Annotated in this window: 12 protein-coding genes; 3 read left to right on the forward strand and 9 right to left on the reverse strand. The window is 73.4% G+C overall.

Annotated features, from left to right (window positions below; all coding sequences use genetic code 11):
* Window positions 1-16: 16 nt before the first annotated feature.
* The 3 genes from K8Z61_RS13235 to K8Z61_RS13245 all read right to left on the reverse strand — a co-directional run bounded on the left by K8Z61_RS13235 (window position 17) and on the right by K8Z61_RS13245 (window position 5,610).
* Window positions 17-1,495 carry an NAD-dependent succinate-semialdehyde dehydrogenase gene (locus K8Z61_RS13235; protein ID WP_224130281.1) on the reverse strand — a complete coding sequence of 493 codons (1,479 nt, stop codon included), beginning with the start codon at window positions 1,493-1,495 and terminating at the stop codon, window positions 17-19.
* 249 nt (window positions 1,496-1,744) lie between these two features.
* Complete coding sequence (locus K8Z61_RS13240) at window positions 1,745-3,637, reverse strand: penicillin-binding transpeptidase domain-containing protein (protein ID WP_224130283.1); 1,893 nt, start codon at window positions 3,635-3,637, stop codon at window positions 1,745-1,747.
* Between the two features lie 179 nt (window positions 3,638-3,816).
* Window positions 3,817-5,610: a DEAD/DEAH box helicase gene (locus K8Z61_RS13245; protein WP_374227959.1), complete on the reverse strand. Its 1,794-nt coding sequence runs from the start codon at window positions 5,608-5,610 to the stop codon at window positions 3,817-3,819.
* Between the two features lie 381 nt (window positions 5,611-5,991).
* On the opposite strand from K8Z61_RS13245, the gene K8Z61_RS13250 reads away from it, so the two are divergent.
* The 3 genes from K8Z61_RS13250 to K8Z61_RS13260 all read left to right on the forward strand — a co-directional run bounded on the left by K8Z61_RS13250 (window position 5,992) and on the right by K8Z61_RS13260 (window position 7,653).
* Complete coding sequence (locus K8Z61_RS13250) at window positions 5,992-6,135, forward strand: hypothetical protein (protein WP_224130287.1); 144 nt, start codon at window positions 5,992-5,994, stop codon at window positions 6,133-6,135.
* Between the two features lie 240 nt (window positions 6,136-6,375).
* On the forward strand, window positions 6,376-6,975 hold the full coding sequence (locus K8Z61_RS13255) for a YceI family protein (RefSeq protein WP_224130289.1): 600 nt from the start codon (window positions 6,376-6,378) through the stop codon (window positions 6,973-6,975).
* 78 nt (window positions 6,976-7,053) lie between these two features.
* Window positions 7,054-7,653 (forward strand): TMEM175 family protein, encoded by a 600-nt coding sequence (locus tag K8Z61_RS13260; protein WP_224130292.1) that lies wholly within the window; start codon window positions 7,054-7,056, stop codon window positions 7,651-7,653.
* A gap of 112 nt (window positions 7,654-7,765) precedes the next feature.
* Here K8Z61_RS13260 and mmsB read toward each other — a convergent pair whose 3' ends face one another.
* The 6 genes from mmsB to araB all read right to left on the reverse strand — a co-directional run bounded on the left by mmsB (window position 7,766) and on the right by araB (window position 15,989).
* Window positions 7,766-9,142 carry a multiple monosaccharide ABC transporter permease gene (gene mmsB / locus K8Z61_RS13265; RefSeq protein ID WP_224130294.1) on the reverse strand — a complete coding sequence of 459 codons (1,377 nt, stop codon included), beginning with the start codon at window positions 9,140-9,142 and terminating at the stop codon, window positions 7,766-7,768.
* A gap of 23 nt (window positions 9,143-9,165) precedes the next feature.
* Window positions 9,166-10,779 (reverse strand): sugar ABC transporter ATP-binding protein, encoded by a 1,614-nt coding sequence (locus K8Z61_RS13270; protein ID WP_224130296.1) that lies wholly within the window; start codon window positions 10,777-10,779, stop codon window positions 9,166-9,168.
* A 111-nt stretch (window positions 10,780-10,890) separates the two neighbouring features.
* Window positions 10,891-11,970 carry a multiple monosaccharide ABC transporter substrate-binding protein gene (chvE, locus tag K8Z61_RS13275; RefSeq protein ID WP_224130298.1) on the reverse strand — a complete coding sequence of 360 codons (1,080 nt, stop codon included), beginning with the start codon at window positions 11,968-11,970 and terminating at the stop codon, window positions 10,891-10,893.
* Between the two features lie 52 nt (window positions 11,971-12,022).
* The gene (gene araA / locus K8Z61_RS13280) at window positions 12,023-13,537 is read right to left on the reverse strand and encodes an L-arabinose isomerase (protein ID WP_224130300.1); all 1,515 of its coding nucleotides are present in this window, start codon (window positions 13,535-13,537) and stop codon (window positions 12,023-12,025) included.
* On the reverse strand, window positions 13,534-14,262 hold the full coding sequence (locus tag K8Z61_RS13285) for an L-ribulose-5-phosphate 4-epimerase (RefSeq protein ID WP_224130302.1): 729 nt from the start codon (window positions 14,260-14,262) through the stop codon (window positions 13,534-13,536). The genes araA and K8Z61_RS13285 overlap by 4 nt, the downstream gene beginning before the upstream one ends.
* Window positions 14,259-15,989 carry a ribulokinase gene (gene araB / locus K8Z61_RS13290; RefSeq protein WP_224130304.1) on the reverse strand — a complete coding sequence of 577 codons (1,731 nt, stop codon included), beginning with the start codon at window positions 15,987-15,989 and terminating at the stop codon, window positions 14,259-14,261. Before araB ends, K8Z61_RS13285 begins: the two co-directional genes overlap by 4 nt.
* Window positions 15,990-16,091: the final 102 nt, after the last annotated feature.

Below are 16,091 nucleotides of genomic sequence, written 5' to 3' on the forward strand. Positions count from 1 at the left end.
CGAAGGCCGGGGCGGCTCAGGTGGCGGGCAGCGCCACGTAGGTGGTCTCGAGGTACTCCTCGATGCCCTCGAAGCCTCCCTCGCGACCGAACCCGCTGGCCTTGACCCCGCCGAACGGCGCCGCCGGGTTGGAGATCAGGCCGGTGTTGACGCCGACCATGCCGTACTCCAGCGCCTCGGCCACCCGGATCGTCCGCGCGAGATCGCGCGTGTACACGTACGACGCCAGGCCGTACGCCGTGTCGTTGGCCCGCGCGATCGCCTCCTCCTCGGTGCGGAAGGAGAGGACGGGCGCGACCGGGCCGAAGATCTCCTCGCGGTTGAGCGCGGAGTCGGCAGGGACGTCGACCAGCACGGTCGGCGGGTAGAAGAAGCCCTCGGCCGGCACCTCGGCGTCGCTGCCGCCGGTGAGCACGCGGGCGCCCTCGGCGACCGCGTCGTCGACGCGCTTGCGGACGCCGTCGAGCGCCTTCTGCTCGATCAGCGGGCCGACGTCGACGCCGTCGTCCTGGCCGCGGCCGACGACCAGCGCGCCCATCCGGGCGGCCAGGCGCTGTCCGAACTCCTCGGCCACGGACTCGTGCACCAGGAAGCGGTTGGCGGCCGTGCAGGCCTCGCCCATGTTGCGCATCTTGGCGGTCATCGCGCCGTCGACGGCGGCGTCGAGGTCGGCGTCCTCGAAGACGAGGAAGGGCGCGTTGCCGCCGAGCTCCATCGAGACGCGCTGCAGCTGCTCGGCGCTCTGCCGCACGAGCACGCGGCCGATGCCCGTGGAGCCGGTGAAGCTGACCTTGCGCAGGCGGTCGTCGGCCTGCAGCCGCTCGCTGATCTCCGCCGCCCGGGTCGACGGCACGATGTTGAGCACGCCGTCGGGAAGGCCCGCGTCGGCGAGGATGCCGGCGACGGCGAGCATGGTCAGCGGGGTCTGCGCGGCCGGCTTGACGACCATCGTGCAGCCGGCGGCGATCGCCGGGCCGATCTTGCGCGTGGCCATCGCCAGCGGGAAGTTCCACGGCGTCACGAACAGGCACGGGCCGACCGGCTTCTTCATCGTCAGCAGCCGGCTGCCCCCCGCGGGCGCCTGCATCCAGCGGCCGGCGATGCGGACGGCCTCCTCCGAGAACCAGCGGAAGAACTCGTTGCCGTACGACACCTCGCCCTTCGACTCCGCGACCGTCTTGCCCATCTCGAGGCTCATCAGGAGGGCGATCTCGTCCGCGCGGGCCGCGATCGTCTCGAACGCCCCCCGCAGGATCTCGCCGCGCTCGCGCGGCGCGGTGCGCGCCCAGGCGGCCTGCGCCGCGACGGCGGCGTCGAGCGCGGTGACGGCGTCCTCGACGCTCGCGTCGGCGACCGTCGTCAGGACGCTGCCGTCGGCGGGATCGAGCACCTCGAAGACCTCACCGCCGGACGCCGGACGCCAGGCGCCGCCGATGAGCAGGCCGCGGTGGTCGTCGGGGAGCAGGTCGGACGGGAAGCGCTGGTCGAGGCCCATGCGCCGATCCTGTCACCGCCCCGCCCCGCGCGCCCAGGGCCCCCACGGCCGGGTGGGCTGGACCGGTGCCACCCGATCGGGCGTTTCCGCCTCGGGCCCCGGCCGGTGCGTGGCATGATCGGGACGTCGATTCGGAGGGAGCACTCTGACGCGACGATGAGCCCCGGCTGACCCCATGCAGCCCGGGGCTCATCCTCTTTCCGGGCCTCCTCCCGGACCTCGTTCCGGGCGCCGGCGCGAGCCCGCGCGTCAGCGGGCGGACGCCAGGAACCGGCGCAGCAGCGGACCGGCCGTGCCGGAGCCGGAGTCGCCGACGTCGACGAAGACCGCCGCGGCCAGGTCGCCCTGGCCCGCGACCATCCACGCGTGGGTGAGCGTGCGACCGTCCCGCTCGAACTCGGCCGTGCCCGTCTTGGCCCGGACCGGCGGGCCCGGCAGGTCGCCCAGGCCGCGGCCGGAGCCGCCGGTGACCACGCCGCGCAGCAGCGAGCGCAGCGCCGTCACCTCGCCCGAGGTGAGCGGGGCGACGCCGTCGCCGACGGTGGGGCACTGGTCCTGGACGAGCCACGGCAGCACGGTGCGTCCGGCCTGCACCGAGGCCATCAGGGTGGCGACGGCCATCGGCGAGGTCGTGACGGTGCCCTGACCGATCAGGTCGGCGGCGGCCTCGGTCTGGCTGCGGGGCTCAGGCACGGCGCCGAAGTAGGCGGGGAAGCCGGCGTCGTGGTCGATGCCGACGCCCAGCGACGCGGCGGCGTCGGCCAGGGCGGAGCCGTCGACCCTGCCGCGCTGGCCGATGAAGGCGGTGTTGCACGAGTTGGCCACGGCCTGGGCCAGCGTGATGCGGCCCAGCGCACCGCTCGGGTAGTCGGAGTAGTTGCCGAACCGCTTGCCGTCGACCGTGACCGAGGCGGGGCAGGTGACGGCGCTGCCCAGACGCAGCCCGGCGCGCAGCAGGGCCAGACTGCTGGCGATCTTGAAGGTGGAGCCCGGCGCGAACCGGCCGAAGGTGGCCAGGTTCAGCGAGCTCGACGGGCCGGTGGCGGCGGCGAGGACCGCGCCGGTGGACGGGCGGATCGCGACCAGGGCGGCGTCGGGCCGCACCCCGGCCAGCACCGACTCGGCCTGCTGCTGCAGCCGGACGTCGAGGCTGAGCCGGAGGTCGCGGCCGGCCTTCGGGTCGACCCGGAAGAGCTCGCGGGGCTCGGTCTCGGCGCCGCCCGGAGCGCCATCGCCGGGGACGGCCGTCACCAGCGCACCGGGCGTGCCCCGGAGCTGCTCGTCGTAGCGGGCCTGCAGCCCGGAGAGGCCGGCCTGGTCGCCGGGCCGGTAGACGTCGGGCTGCTTCTTCACCATCTCCGCGGTGACCTGGCCGACCGTGCCGAGGATCGGCGCGGCGAACCCCTTGCTCGGCGCCAGCGCCAGCTGGTCCTTCGTCGCGACCGCGCCCGGGATGGCCTCGTAGCCGGCCGCGACCCGCCGCGGGACGTCGTCGCGGCGGTAGACGATGGCCTCGACGTAGGCCTTGGCGCCGGCGGCTCGCACCTGCTTGACGAACCCCGCGACGTCGACGTCCAGCAGCGTCGCCAGGCGCCGGGCCGACGCAGGCGCCCGCGCGGCGCTGACGCGGGTCTTGTCGAGCCCGAACCGGACGACGGGACGCTCCGTGACCAGCGCCGTGCCGCCGGCGCCGAGCAGGTCGCCGCGGGTCGGCGTCAGCCGCTGCAGGCGCAGCGTCTCGCCCGCCTGCAGCGAGCCCTCGACGACGGCGGGCGACCACACGCCGCGCCACGCGCCGTCGACCTCGCGCAGCGGGAGCGAGGTCTCGTAGGCCCAGCTGCCGCCGACCGGCCACGTCCAGCGCAGCCGAGCGATGCGCTCGGCGTCGGACGCGCCGTCGTCGACCGACGCGACCTCGACCCGAGGCTCGAGCCCGCCGAGCCCCTCGACGATCGCCGCGTATCCCTTCGCGACGCCCCCGCTCGGCGGGTCGGCCACGGGCACGTCGGCGAGGTCGCCCGTCGTCAGCGCCGTGGCCCAGGCCTCGGCCGTCGGCCGCGGGTCGGGACCCGACGAGCCGCTGCACGCGGGCAGGCCCGCGCACAGGACGAGGGCGAGCAGGAGACCACCGAGACGCGTCACGCCTGCGGTTCTACCAGCCGGCGCCGACGGTCCCTGCGCGGCGCGGCGCCGGGGCGGGGATGCGGCCGGAGTCGGAATCGCATGTAACGCGGAGTCCCGTGAACCTCCCACCACTCAGGAGGGGTGGTCAGTTGACCGGACTCCGCGTCACATGGGGCGAGCGGCCGAGCCCGCGGCGCTCAGTCCTGCGACGACCGGTGCCGCGGCTTGCGGGCCCGACGGTCGTCGGCGGCGTCCGACGCGGCCGGGGCGTCGGAGCGCTCGGGGCGGTCGTGCCGCTCCGACCGCTCGGGCCGGTCCGACCGCTCGGGCCGGTCCGAGCGCGGACGCCGGGCGCCACCGCGCGGCGGGCCGTCGTCGAGCCGCAGCTCGATCAGCTTGCCGCTGATGCGGGTGTCGGCGAGCGCCTCCCACGTCTCGGGGCCGAGGTCGGCGGGCAGCTCGACGAGGGAGAAGTCGGGGCGGATCGAGATGGCGCCGAAGTCGGCGCGGCGCAGGCCGCCCTCGTTGGCGATGGCGCCGACGATCTGCCGAGGCTCGACGCGGTGCCGCTTGCCGACCGCGATGCGGTAGGTGACCAGCGGCGGGCCGTCGGCGCGGCGGTTCTTCCGCTCGGGCCGCTCGCCGCGGTCGCCCCGCTCCGGACGCTCGCCCCGCTCGGGACGGTCACCCCGAACAGGACGCGCCGGACGCTCGGCCGCGGGGTCGAGCAGCAGCGGGGTCTCGCCCTGCGCGACGACGGCCAGCGCGGCGGCGACGTCGAGCTCGGGCACGTCGCGGTGGCGCACGTAGTGGGCGACGATGTCGCGGAACGCGGTGATGCGCTCGGTGTCGGCGAGCGCCTCGGTGATGGCGTCGTCGAAGCGCGCGAGGCGGGTGGCGTTGACCTCGTCGACGCCCGGCAGCGGCATCTCGGCCAGCGGCTGCCGCGTCGCCTTCTCGATGTGCTTGAGCAGGTAGCGCTCGCGGGGGGTGATGAACGAGATCGCGTCGCCCGAGCGTCCCGCGCGGCCGGTGCGGCCGATGCGGTGGACGTAGGACTCGGTGTCGGTGGGGATGTCGTAGTTGACGACGTGGCTGATCCGCTCGACGTCCAGACCGCGCGCGGCGACGTCGGTGGCCACCAGGATGTCTAGCTTGCCGGCCTTGAGCTGGTTGACCGTGCGCTCGCGCTGGGCCTGGGCGACGTCGCCGTTGAGCGGGGCCGCGGAGTAGCCCCGTGCCCGCAGCTTCTCGGCCAGGGTCTCGGTCTCGTTCTTCGTGCGGACGAAGACGATCATCCCGTCGAAGTTCTCGACCTCGAGGATCCGCGTGAGGGCGTCGACCTTCTGCGGGTAGCTGACGACGAGGTAGCGCTGGGTGATGTTGGAGGCCGTCGACGTGCGCGCCTTGACGGTGATCTCGGCGGGGTCGCGCAGGTAGCTCTGCGAGAGCCGGCGGATCTGCGCGGGCATCGTGGCGGAGAACAGCGCCACCTGCTTGTCGGACGGGGTGTCGGCGAGGATCGTCTCGACGTCCTCGGCGAAGCCCATGTTGAGCATCTCGTCGGCCTCGTCGAGCACGAGGAACCGCAGCTCGGAGAGGTCGAGGGTGCCCTTCTCGAGGTGGTCCATGATGCGCCCGGGCGTGCCGACGACGACGTGGACGCCGCGGCGCAGCGCGGAGAGCTGCACCCCGTAGCCCTGGCCGCCGTAGACCGGCAGCACGTGCACGCCGGTGAGGTGGGCGGCGTAGCGCTCGAAGGCCTCGCACACCTGCAGCGCGAGCTCGCGGGTGGGGGCCAGGACGAGCGCCTGCGGCGTCTTCTGCGAGACGTCGAGGCGGTCGAGGACGGGCAGCGCGAACGCGGCGGTCTTGCCGGTGCCGGTCTGCGCGAGGCCGACGACGTCGCGTCCCTCGAGCAGGGTCGGGATGGTGGCGGCCTGGATGGCCGAGGGCGTCTCGTAGCCGACGTCGCGCAGCGCCTTGAGCACCTTGGGGCCGAGGCCGAGGTCGGCGAAGGTCGGGCCCGTGGGCTCCTCGGGTGCGTCCTCGACGGGGTTCTGGGGCTGGTCGTCGGGCAGGTCCACGGGGTCGCTCACCCGTCAACGGTAGTGGCGACGGGGCCCAGGACGCATTCCCCGCGGGCCGGGCCGGCGACGCCGAGCGCGTGCGTCCGGCCACCGGAGGCGGGCTGCGGCATCCGCTCGCGCGGCCAGGACGGCTCCCCCAGGCGGGGGGTGGAGCGGCGACCGCACCACGAGCCCGCTCCGGACCGCCCAGGTGGAGGAGATGGTCAGGATTCCGTCAAGGACGTGGCATGCCGGTGGGGACGTGCTACCTTTGGTGAACAGAGAGTGAACAGGAGGTGTCTCATGACCCACACTCAGACGACCGGTGAGATGTACCAGGTCTGGATCACGGTGCAGGACGCCGACGGCCAGGGCCACCTGGAGTCGCGCTGGCTCAGCGCCGCGACCACCGCCGGCCTGCACACGCACCACACCCACGCTGCCTGACCGACGACAGCCCGCCGATCCCCCGCCGCTCCGGCCCCGCGGGGATCGACCCTCGAGAGCCGTCCCCGCCACCGCGGGGGCGGCTCTCGTCGCGTCCGGACGTCCGTTCACCGCGCAGTCGCCGGCGGGCACTGGTCCAGACCGGCCGGAGACGGCAGGCTGGCCCGGGAATGCACGCGGCCACCCGTCCGTTAGGGTGGTTGAAAGTTGAACCAAACCCGCCGACTCCAGGAGCACACCATGGGCATCTTCTCCAAGAAGACCACCGCCGAGGCCGACGTCTTCGACCCCGCCACCACCGTCCTCGAGGACATCTCGGGCGACTACACCATCGACGCCAGCCACAGCCGCCTCGGCTTCAGCGCCCGGCACGCCATGGTCACCACCGTCCGCGGCCAGTTCGGCGAGTGGAGCGGCACCGCGCACGTCGACACCGCCAACCCGGCCGCCTCGACCGTCAACCTCACCATCAAGACCGCGTCGATCGACACCGGCAGCGCCGACCGCGACGGCCACCTGGCCTCCCCCGACTTCTTCGACGCCGAGACCAACCCCGAGATCACCTTCGTCTCCACCGAGGTCTCCCGCGACGGCGACGACTGGACGATCACCGGCGACCTCACCATCAAGGGCATCGCCAAGCCGGTCACCATCGACTTCGAGTTCACCGGCTCGGCCACCGACCCGTTCGGCAACACCCGCATCGGCTTCGAGGGCGCGACCACGATCAACCGCAAGGACTGGGACCTCACCTGGAACGCCGCGCTCGAGACCGGCGGCGTCCTCGTCTCGGAGAAGATCAAGCTCGACTTCGACGTCTCGGCGATCAAGAACGCCTGACGCACCCCGCACCGCCACACAGCAGGGGCCGCACCCGGTTCGGGTGCGGCCCCTGCTGCGTCCGGCCATGCTGGTGCCATGCCCACCAGCCGCCTCGAGGCGTTCAGCGACGGCGTCCTCGCGATCATCCTGACGATCATGGTGCTGGAGGTGCGGGTGCCCGAGGGCGAGCACTTCGCCGATCTGGCCGACTCCGCCACCAGCCTGCTCACCTACCTGCTGAGCTTCGTCTACATCGGCATCTACTGGAACAACCACCACCACCAGTTCCAGCTGGCCCGCCGCGTCGACGGCGCCGTGCTCTGGGCGAACCTCCACCTGCTCTTCTGGCTCTCGCTCGTGCCGTTCACCACCGCCTGGATGGACGAGACCTCCCTCGCCTCCGCGCCGACGGTCACCTACGGCGTCAACCTCCTGGCGGCCGCGATCGCCTACTACCTGCTGCAGATGGCGGTGGTGCGCGTCGACGACGCCGGCGACCTGAGTCGCGCGCTCGGCCGCGACCTGAAGGGGAAGGCGTCGCCGCTGCTGTACGTGGCCGGCATCGTCGGGGCGGCGACCGTCGGTCCATGGCTGGGGCTGACGTTCTTCGTGCTCGTGGCGCTGATCTGGGTCGTGCCCGACCGGCGCCTGGAGGCGCACGTCGCCGCCCGCGCGGCTGCCTCCGGGGAGGTCTGAGCGCGGACGGCCCGGGCGCCCGGCGGCCCGTCGAGGACGCGGCCGCCCGCGCGGAGGACCCCGGCGGCGTGGCGCGGTCGCGTCCCACCACCGGGCGCCCGGAGCAGGGGCGCTAGGTGCGCGCGGGGTGACCGGGCGGGGCGCCGGCGGTCGACTCGTCCGTCCGCGTGCCCGATCCGGGCGTGTCGGCCGGACCGACCGAGCCGGGCGGTCCTGAGGCCTCGAGCGCCTCGACGAGCTCGTCGGGGGGCGGCGCGGTGGCGTCCTTGCGTTCCGCGCCGGCCCCGCCGGAGCCGGCGGTGCGCTTCTTGTTCCACACGTCGAACGCGACGGCGAGCAGCAGCACGAGGCCCTTGATCGCCTGCTGCCAGTCGATGGAGACGCCCTGCAGCGACATGCCGTTGTTCAACACGCCCATCACCAGGCCGCCGATCATCGCCCCGACGACCGTGCCGACGCCGCCGGTGACGGCCGCGCCGCCGATGAACGCGGCGGCGATGGCGTCGAGCTCGAAGTTGGTGCCGGCCTTCGGGTTCGCGGCCGTGAGGCGGGCCGTGGTCACCAGGCCCGCGAGGCCGGCCAGCACGCCCATGTTGACCATCACCAGGAAGTCGACGCGGCGGGTGTTGACGCCCGACATGGTGGCGGCGTCGACGTTGCCGCCGATCGCGTAGACCTGCCGGCCGATCACGGTGCGGGTCATGACGAAGGTGTACAGCGCGATCAGGCCGAAGAGGATGAGCCCGACGATCGGCAGGCCCTTGGCCTGCGCGAGCAGCCACGTCAGCTCGAGCACCACTGCGGCGATCACCACCTGCTGCAGCGCCCACAGCCCGGTGGGCAGCACCGCGAAGCCGTACCTCGCCGACGCGGCCCGCTTGCGCCAGGCCAGCGCGACCAGCACGACGACGACCAGCACGCCGAGGACGAGCGTCAGGTTGTGGTAGCCGGTGTCGGGGCCGACCTTCGGAAGGAACCCGTTGCCGAGGTCGAGGAAGCCCCGGGGCAGGTCGCCCACCGTGGCGCCCCCGAGCACGACCAGGGTGAGGCCGCGGAAGAGCAGCATCGACGACAGCGTCACGATGAACGCCGGGATGCCCACGTAGGCGACCCAGAAGCCGTGCCAGGCGCCGATCAGGCCGGCGACGACCAGGCAGATCACCACCGCGAGCGGCCACGGCACGTCGTGGCGGGTCATCAGGATCGCCCCCACCGCGCCGGTGAACGCGGCCACCGAGCCGACCGAGAGGTCGATGTGCCGCGACACGATCACGATGACCATGCCGATCGCGAGGATCAGGATCTGGGCGTTCTGGACGACGAGGTTCGAGACGTTGAGCGGCTTGAGGAGCACGCCGTCGGTGAGCAGCTGGAAGAGCAGCACGATCGCCGCGAGGGCGATGATCATGCCGTACTGGCGCACGTTGCCGCGCAGCAGCGAGCCGAGGTCGACGCCGGGGCGGCGTGGACGGGCGGGGGTGGTGGTCATGGCTTCCCTCTCTCGCACGGCGGTCAGCGGACGTCCGCCGTCATGTGACGCATCAGCGCTTCCTGGCTGGCCTCGTCACGGGTGAACTCGTGGGTGATCACGCCCTCGGCGAGGGTGTAGATGCGGTCGCACAGCCCGAGCAGCTCGGGCAGCTCGGAGCTGATGACCAGGACGCCGCGGCCCTCGCGGGCCAGGCGCTGGACGATGCCGTAGATCTCGAACTTGGCGCCGACGTCGATGCCGCGGGTGGGCTCGTCGAGGATCAGCAGCCGCGGCTCGGTGAAGAGCCACTTGGCGAGCACGACCTTCTGCTGGTTGCCGCCCGAGAGCTTGCCGACGCCGGCGGTGACGCTGGGCGCCTTGATGTTCAGCGAGCGGCGGTACTCCTCGGCCACCGCGACCTCGCGGCCGGCGTCGACCACCCGGGCGGGGCCGGTGCGCAGCCGCTCGAGGCCGGCGGAGACGACCGAGGTCTTGATGTCGTCGAGCAGGTTGAGGCCCAGCCCCTTGCGGTCCTCGCTGACGTAGGCGATGCCGGCGCGGATCGCGTCGCGCACCGAGCGCAGCCGCACCTCCTCGCCGTCCAGCAGCAGGCGTCCGGCGTGCTTGGCGCCGTAGGAGCGGCCGAAGACGCTGCGGGCGAGCTCGGTGCGTCCGGCGCCCATCAGGCCGGCGATGCCGACGATCTCGCCGTGCCGCACCGTGAGGCTCGCGTCGCGGATGACGAGCCGGTCGTGGTCGTCGGGGTGGGCGACGCTCCACCCCTCGAGCTCGAGCAGCACCTCGCCGATCCGCGGCTCGTGCGCCGGGAAGCGGTGCTCGAGGTCGCGGCCGACCATGCCGCGGATGATGCGGTCCTCGTCGACCCGCTCCGCGGGCGCGGTGCGCTCGGCCTCGGGGGCCGAGGCGTCCGGCCGCACCTGGAGCGTCTCGATCGAGCGACCGTCGCGGATGATCGTGATCGCGTCGGCGACCTGCTCGATCTCGTTGAGCTTGTGGCTGATCATGATCGAGGTCAGCCCCTTGGCGCGCAGCCCGTCGAGCAGCCCGAGCAGGTGCTCGGAGTCGTCGTCGTTGAGGGCGGCGGTGGGCTCGTCGAGGATCAGCAGCCGCACGTCCTTGGCCAGCGCCTTGGCGATCTCGACGAGCTGCTGCTTGCCGATGCCGAGGTCCTTGACCGGGGTCAGCGGGTTCTCCCGCAGCCCGACCCGGGCCATCAGCTCGATCGCCCGGTGGTGGGTGCGGTCCCAGTCGACGACGCCGCCGGCCCAGCGCCGGCGGCGCCCGGTACGGCCGCCGCCGCCCACGAGCTGCTCGTTGCCGAGGAAGACGTTCTCCGCGATCGACAGCTCGGGGATCAGCGCGAGCTCCTGGTGGATGATCACGACGCCGGCGGCCTCGCTGTCGCGGATGCTGGCGAAGCGCACCGGCTCGCCGCCGAGCAGGATCTCGCCGTCGAAGGAGCCGTGCGGGTAGACGCCCGAGAGCACCTTCATCAGCGTGCTCTTGCCGGCGCCGTTCTCGCCGCACACGGCGTGGACGGTGCCGGGCCGCACGGCGAGGCTGACGTCGTCGAGCGCGAGGACGCCGGGGAAGCGCTTGGTGATGGAGCGCATCTCCAGGAGGGGGGCGGTCATGGCTCCCTTTCGTCGGGCTGGGCGGAGGTCGGAGGGGTCGGAGGGGCGGGCCGGACGCGGGGGAGATCGCGCCCGACCCGCCGGTGTCCCGGGGGACGGGACCGGAGAGGGCTACTTCAGGTCGGCCTGGGTGTAGTACCCGGAGTCGACGAGCACCTTCGTGACGTCGTCCTTGCCGACCACCACGGGGTCGAGCAGGTACGCGGGCACGACCTTCTTGCCGTTGTCGTAGGTCTTGGTGTCGTTGACCTCGGGGTCCTTGCCCTCGGCGATCGCCTTGATCATCTCGACGGTGACCTTCGCGAGCTCGCGGGTGTCCTTGAAGATCGTGGAGTACTGCTCGCCGCCGAGGATCGACTTCACCGACTGCACCTCGGCGTCCTGGCCGGTGACCACCGGCAGGTCGTCGTCGGTGTAGCCGTTGCCCTTGAGCGCGGCGATGATGCCGAGCGAGAGGCCGTCGTAGGGCGAGAGCACGCCCTGCACCTTCTTCGAGGCGTAGGTGCTGGTGAGGATGTCCTCCATCCGCTTCTGCGCGGTGGCGGGGTCCCAGCGCAGGATCGCGGCCTGCTCGAACTTGGTCTGCCCCGAGGGCACGACGATGTCGCCGGAGTCGATGAGCGGCTGCAGCACCGACATGGCGCCGTTCCAGAAGAAGGTGGCGTTGTTGTCGTCCGGCGAGCCGGCGAACAGCTCGACGTTGTAGGGCGCCTTGCCCCGCGCCTTGAGGCCGTCGACGAGCGAGGTGGCCTGGAGGACGCCGACCTTCTCGTTGTCGAAGGTCGTGTAGTAGTCGACCGCGTCGGTGTCGCGGATGAGCCGGTCGTAGGCGATCACCGGGATGTCGGACGACTGAGCGCTGGCGAGCACGTCGCCGAGGGCGGTGCCGTCGATCGCGGCGATGACCAGCATCTTGTCGCCCTTGGTGACCATGTTCTCGACCTGGGAGACCTGGGTCGGGATGTCGTCCTCGGCGTACTGCAGGTCGACGCTGTAGCCGGCGTCCTCCAGCTGCTTCTTGATGTTGTTCCCGTCGGCGATCCAGCGCTCGGAGGACTTGGTCGGCATGGCGACGCCGATCGTCCCCTTCCCGCCTCCGCCGTCCGAGGCCGAGCCCGAGTCGCCGCCGCCGCAGGCGGCGAGGCCGACCGCGAGGGTCAGCGCCGCTGCGGTCGTCATGAGCTTGCGCACCGTGAACTCCTTCGTCCGTTCGCGTGGGTGTGGGGGTCGCCGGGCCACGGGATCACAGTCCCGCGGCGAGGCGGTGGTAGGCGGCACTCCAGCGCAGCTCCCGAGCGAGCGTGCGGACGGTGGTGTCGCGGTCGATGAGGACCAGCTCGGTCCTCACCATCTCGGCGAGGTCGTCGAGATGCTCGGCGGTCAGGGCCGTCGAGAGCACGGTGTGGTGGGGGCCGCCGGCCAGGAGCCACGCCTCGGTGGAGGTGCGCAGGTCGGGCGCGGGACGCCAGACGGCGTGGGCCACCGGCAGCGCGGGCAGCGGCTCGGGCGGGGTGACGACCTCGACGTCGTTGGCGACGAGGCGGAACCGCTCGCCCAGGTCGGCGGTGCCGAGCACCACGGCGGGGCCGGGCGCGGCGGTGAAGACCAGGCGCACCGGGTCCTCGCGTCCGCCGATGCCGAGCGGGTGGACCTCGAGGCGAGGACGCTCGGCGGCGATGCTCGGGCAGACCTCGAGCATGTGGGCGCCGAGGATCAGCTCCTCGCCGGGCACCAGGTGGTAGGTGTAGTCCTCCATGAACGAGGTGCCGCCGGGCAGCCCGTCGGCCATCGCCTTGAGGGTGCGCAGCATGACGCTGGTCTTCCAGTCGCCCTCGCCGCCGAAGCCGTAGCCGTCGGCCATCAGCCGCTGCACCGCCAGGCCGGGCAGCTGGCGCAGGCCGCCGAGGTCCTCGAAGTTGGTGGTGAAGGCGCGGAAGCCGCCGTCGACCAGGAACCGTCGCAGCCCGGCCTCGATGCGCGCGCCGGTGCGCAGCGCGTCGTGACGCGCGGCGCCGGGCCGCAGCTCGGGGGCGACGTCGTAGGCGTCGCCGTACTCCTCGACGAGCGCGTCGACCTCGTGCTCCCCGACCGCGTCGACCACGGCGACGAGGTCGTTGACGCCCCAGGTGTTGACGCTGACGCCGAAGCGTCGCTCGGCCTCGACCTTGTCGCCCTCGGTGACCGCGACGCCGCGCATGTTGTCGCCGAACCGGGCGACCCGCAGGCCGACCATCTCGGCGCGGGCGCGGGCCGCGCGGGCCCACACGCCGATGCGCCGGGCGGTGGCGGGGTCGTCGACGTGGCCTGTGACCGTGGTGCGGACGACGCCGAGCCGGGTCTGCACCGAGGCGAACTCGCGGTCGCCGTGCGCGGCCTGGTGGAGGTTCATGAAGTCCATGTCGATGGTCGACCACGGCAGCGCCTGGTGCACCTGGGTGTGCAGGTGGAGCAGCGGCTTGCCGAGGGCCTCGAGGCCGGTGACCCACATCTTCGCGGGGCTGAAGGTGTGCATCCAGGCGATCACGCCGAGGCAGTCGTCGTCGGCGGTGGCCTCGACGAGCGTGCGGCGGATGGCGTCGGTGTCGGTGAGCACCGGCCGGACGACGACCTCCACCGGCACGTCCGGCGAGGCGTCGAGGGCGGCGGCGATGGCGCGGCTGTGCTCCGCGACCTGCTCGAGGACCTCGGGGCCGTACAGGTGCTGGCTGCCGGTGAGGAACCAGACGCGGTGGCTCGGGCGCAGGGCGAGGGCGGTCATCGGAGCGACTCCTGGGTGGTCGGGGCGGCGGGCGGCGGAGACTGCTGGCCGTACACGTGCTGGTAGCGCTCGTGGAGCGCGTCGACGTCGGCCGGCGCGATCGCGGCCGGCTCGCCGAGCTGCCTGGCGAGGTGGATGGTGCGGGCGACGTCCTCGACCATCACGGCCGCCTTGACCGCGGCGCGGGCGTCGGCGCCGACGGTGAACGGCCCGTGGTTGGCCATGAGCACCGCGGGCGAGCGGCTGCCGCGCAGCGTCTCGACGATGCCGCGGCCGATGGAGTCGTCGCCGATGAGCGCGAACGGCCCGACCGGCACCTCGCCGCCGAACTCGTCGGCGATCATCGTCAGCACGCAGGGGATGGGCTCGCGGCGCGCGGCCCAGGCGGTGGCGTAGGTGGAGTGGGTGTGCACGACCCCGCCCACCTCGGGCATGTGCCGGTAGACGTAGGCGTGGGCGGCGGTGTCGCTGCTCGGCGCGCGGTCGCCGTCGACGAGCCGGCCGTCGAGGTCGCAGACGACCATCGTGTCGGCGCGGAGGTCGTCGTAGGCGACGCCGGAGGGCTTGATCACGAACAGGTCGACGCCCGGCACGCGGGCCGAGACGTTGCCGGCCGTCCAGACGACCAGGCCGTAGCGGGTCAGCTCGGCGTGCAGGGCCGCGACCTCCGTGCGCACGGCCCACGCCCGCTCGGCGAGCGCCGCGTCCAGCGCCGGGGCGCTCATCGGGCGCTCCCGGCGAGGGCGGTCGCGGTGGCGGTGGCAGGGGCGGCGGGGGCGGCGGGGGCGGTCTCGCGAGCCGCCTCCGCCAGGGCGGCGCGGCGCCGGGCCTTGAGCCGGCGCATCATCGCGTCGCCGCGGCCGAAGTGGTCGTGCAGCGCGCGGTACTCGGCGAACAGCTCGTCGTAGGCGGCGTGGCGCTCGGGGTCGGGCACGAACGAGGCCCGCTCGACGCCGCCCATCGCCGCGGCGGCGGCGTGCACGTCGGCGTGGCAGCCGGCGGCGACGGCGGCGTGGATGGCCGAGCCGAGGGCGGGACCCTGGCCGGAGCGGATGGTCGAGATCGGCATGCCGAGCACGTCGGCGTAGACCTGCATGAGGAAGCGGTTGGCCACCAGGCCGCCGGCCGCGACGAACTCGGTGACCGGCACCCCGGCGGCGCCGAAGGTCTCGACGATCACCCGGGCGCCGAAGGCGGTGGCCTCGACCAGCGCGCGGTAGACGTCCTCGGGCCGGGTGGCCAGGCTCAGCCCGAGCACGAGCCCGCTCAGCTCGTGGTCGACGAGCACCGAGCGGTTGCCGGAGTGCCAGTCGAGCGCGACGAGGCCGTGCTCGCCGACCCGCTGCCGAGCGGCCAGCCGGCTCAGCAGCGCGTGCACCGACTCGCCGGCCGCCTCGGCCTCGCGGCGGTACGACTCGGGGACACCGTTCTCGACCCACCAGCCGAGGACGTCCCCGACGCCCGACTGACCCGCCTCGTACCCCCACAGCCCGGGGGTGATGCCGCCCTCGACGGCGCCGCACATGCCCGGCACCTCGCGCAGCACCTCGCCGTTCATGACATGGCACGTGGAGGTGCCCATGATCGCGAGCATCTGGCCGGGCCGGGTGGCCTGGGCGGCGGGGGCGGTGACGTGCGCGTCGACGTTGCCGACGGCCACGGGGATGCCGACCGGCAGGCCGGTCCAGGCGGCGGCCTCGGGCGTCAGGGCGCCGGCCGCGGCGCCGAGCGTGCCGACGGGGTGGGCGATGCGGGTCGGCACGACGTCGGCGAAGCCCGGGTGGAGCGCCGCGCAGTACTCCGCGCTCGGGTAGGCGCCGTCCTGGAGGTTGCCCTTGTAGCCGGCGCTGCAGGCGTTGCGCACGTAGGTGCCGCACAGTCGCCAGACGATCCAGTCGGCCGCCTCGACCCAGTGCTCGATGCGGGCGTAGACCTCGGGCGCCTCCTCGAGGACCTGCAGGGCCTTGGCGAGCTCCCACTCCGAGGAGATGTGGCCGCCGTAGCGCGCCAGCCACGGCTCGCCGCGCTCGGCGGCCAGCGCCGTGATCCGGTCGGCCTGCGGCTGGGCGGCGTGGTGCTTCCACAGCTTGACGTAGGCGTGCGGCTCGTTCACGAGGTCGGGCAGCTCGCACAGCGGGGTGCCGTCGGCTGTCGTCGGCACCATCGTGCAGGCGGTGAAGTCGGTGCCGATGCCGACGACGGACGCGGGGTCGACGCCGCTGGCGGCCAGCGCGGCGGGCACCGCCTCGCGCAGCACGACGACGTAGTCGGCCGGCACCTGCAGCGCCCAGTCGGCGCCGAGCCGGCGACCGCCCGGCAGGGCGTGGTCGAGGACGCCGTGGGCGTAGGGCGTCGTGGCGCTGCCGAGCTCGGCGCCGTCGCCGACCCGGACGACGACCGCCCGGCCCGACAGCGTCCCGAAGTCGACGCCCACCACGTGCTGCTCGCCCATCGTCCCTCCTCCTGTGACCGGCGCCACGCCGGCGCCCGGAGTACTGTGAGCGCTAACATTCATCGCCGTCAAGCCCTCCGGCCCACATCGCCGCCGAGTGGA

The sequence above is a fragment of the Nocardioides sp. TRM66260-LWL genome (genome assembly GCF_020075545.1).
Classification (GTDB): Bacteria; Actinomycetota; Actinomycetes; order Propionibacteriales; family Nocardioidaceae; genus Nocardioides.

Coding starts and splice junctions, on each gene's coding strand:
- K8Z61_RS13235 (WP_224130281.1), bottom strand. CDS start 1,495: ATGGGCCTCGACCAGCGCTTCCCGTCCGACCTGCTCCCCGACGACCAC.
- K8Z61_RS13250 (WP_224130287.1), top strand. CDS start 5,992: ATGACCCACACTCAGACGACCGGTGAGATGTACCAGGTCTGGATCACG.
- K8Z61_RS13255 (WP_224130289.1), top strand. CDS start 6,376: ATGGGCATCTTCTCCAAGAAGACCACCGCCGAGGCCGACGTCTTCGAC.
- K8Z61_RS13260 (WP_224130292.1), top strand. CDS start 7,054: ATGCCCACCAGCCGCCTCGAGGCGTTCAGCGACGGCGTCCTCGCGATC.
- mmsB (WP_224130294.1), bottom strand. CDS start 9,142: ATGACCACCACCCCCGCCCGTCCACGCCGCCCCGGCGTCGACCTCGGC.
- K8Z61_RS13270 (WP_224130296.1), bottom strand. CDS start 10,779: ATGACCGCCCCCCTCCTGGAGATGCGCTCCATCACCAAGCGCTTCCCC.
- araA (WP_224130300.1), bottom strand. CDS start 13,537: ATGACCGCCCTCGCCCTGCGCCCGAGCCACCGCGTCTGGTTCCTCACC.
- K8Z61_RS13285 (WP_224130302.1), bottom strand. CDS start 14,262: ATGAGCGCCCCGGCGCTGGACGCGGCGCTCGCCGAGCGGGCGTGGGCC.
- araB (WP_224130304.1), bottom strand. CDS start 15,989: ATGGGCGAGCAGCACGTGGTGGGCGTCGACTTCGGGACGCTGTCGGGC.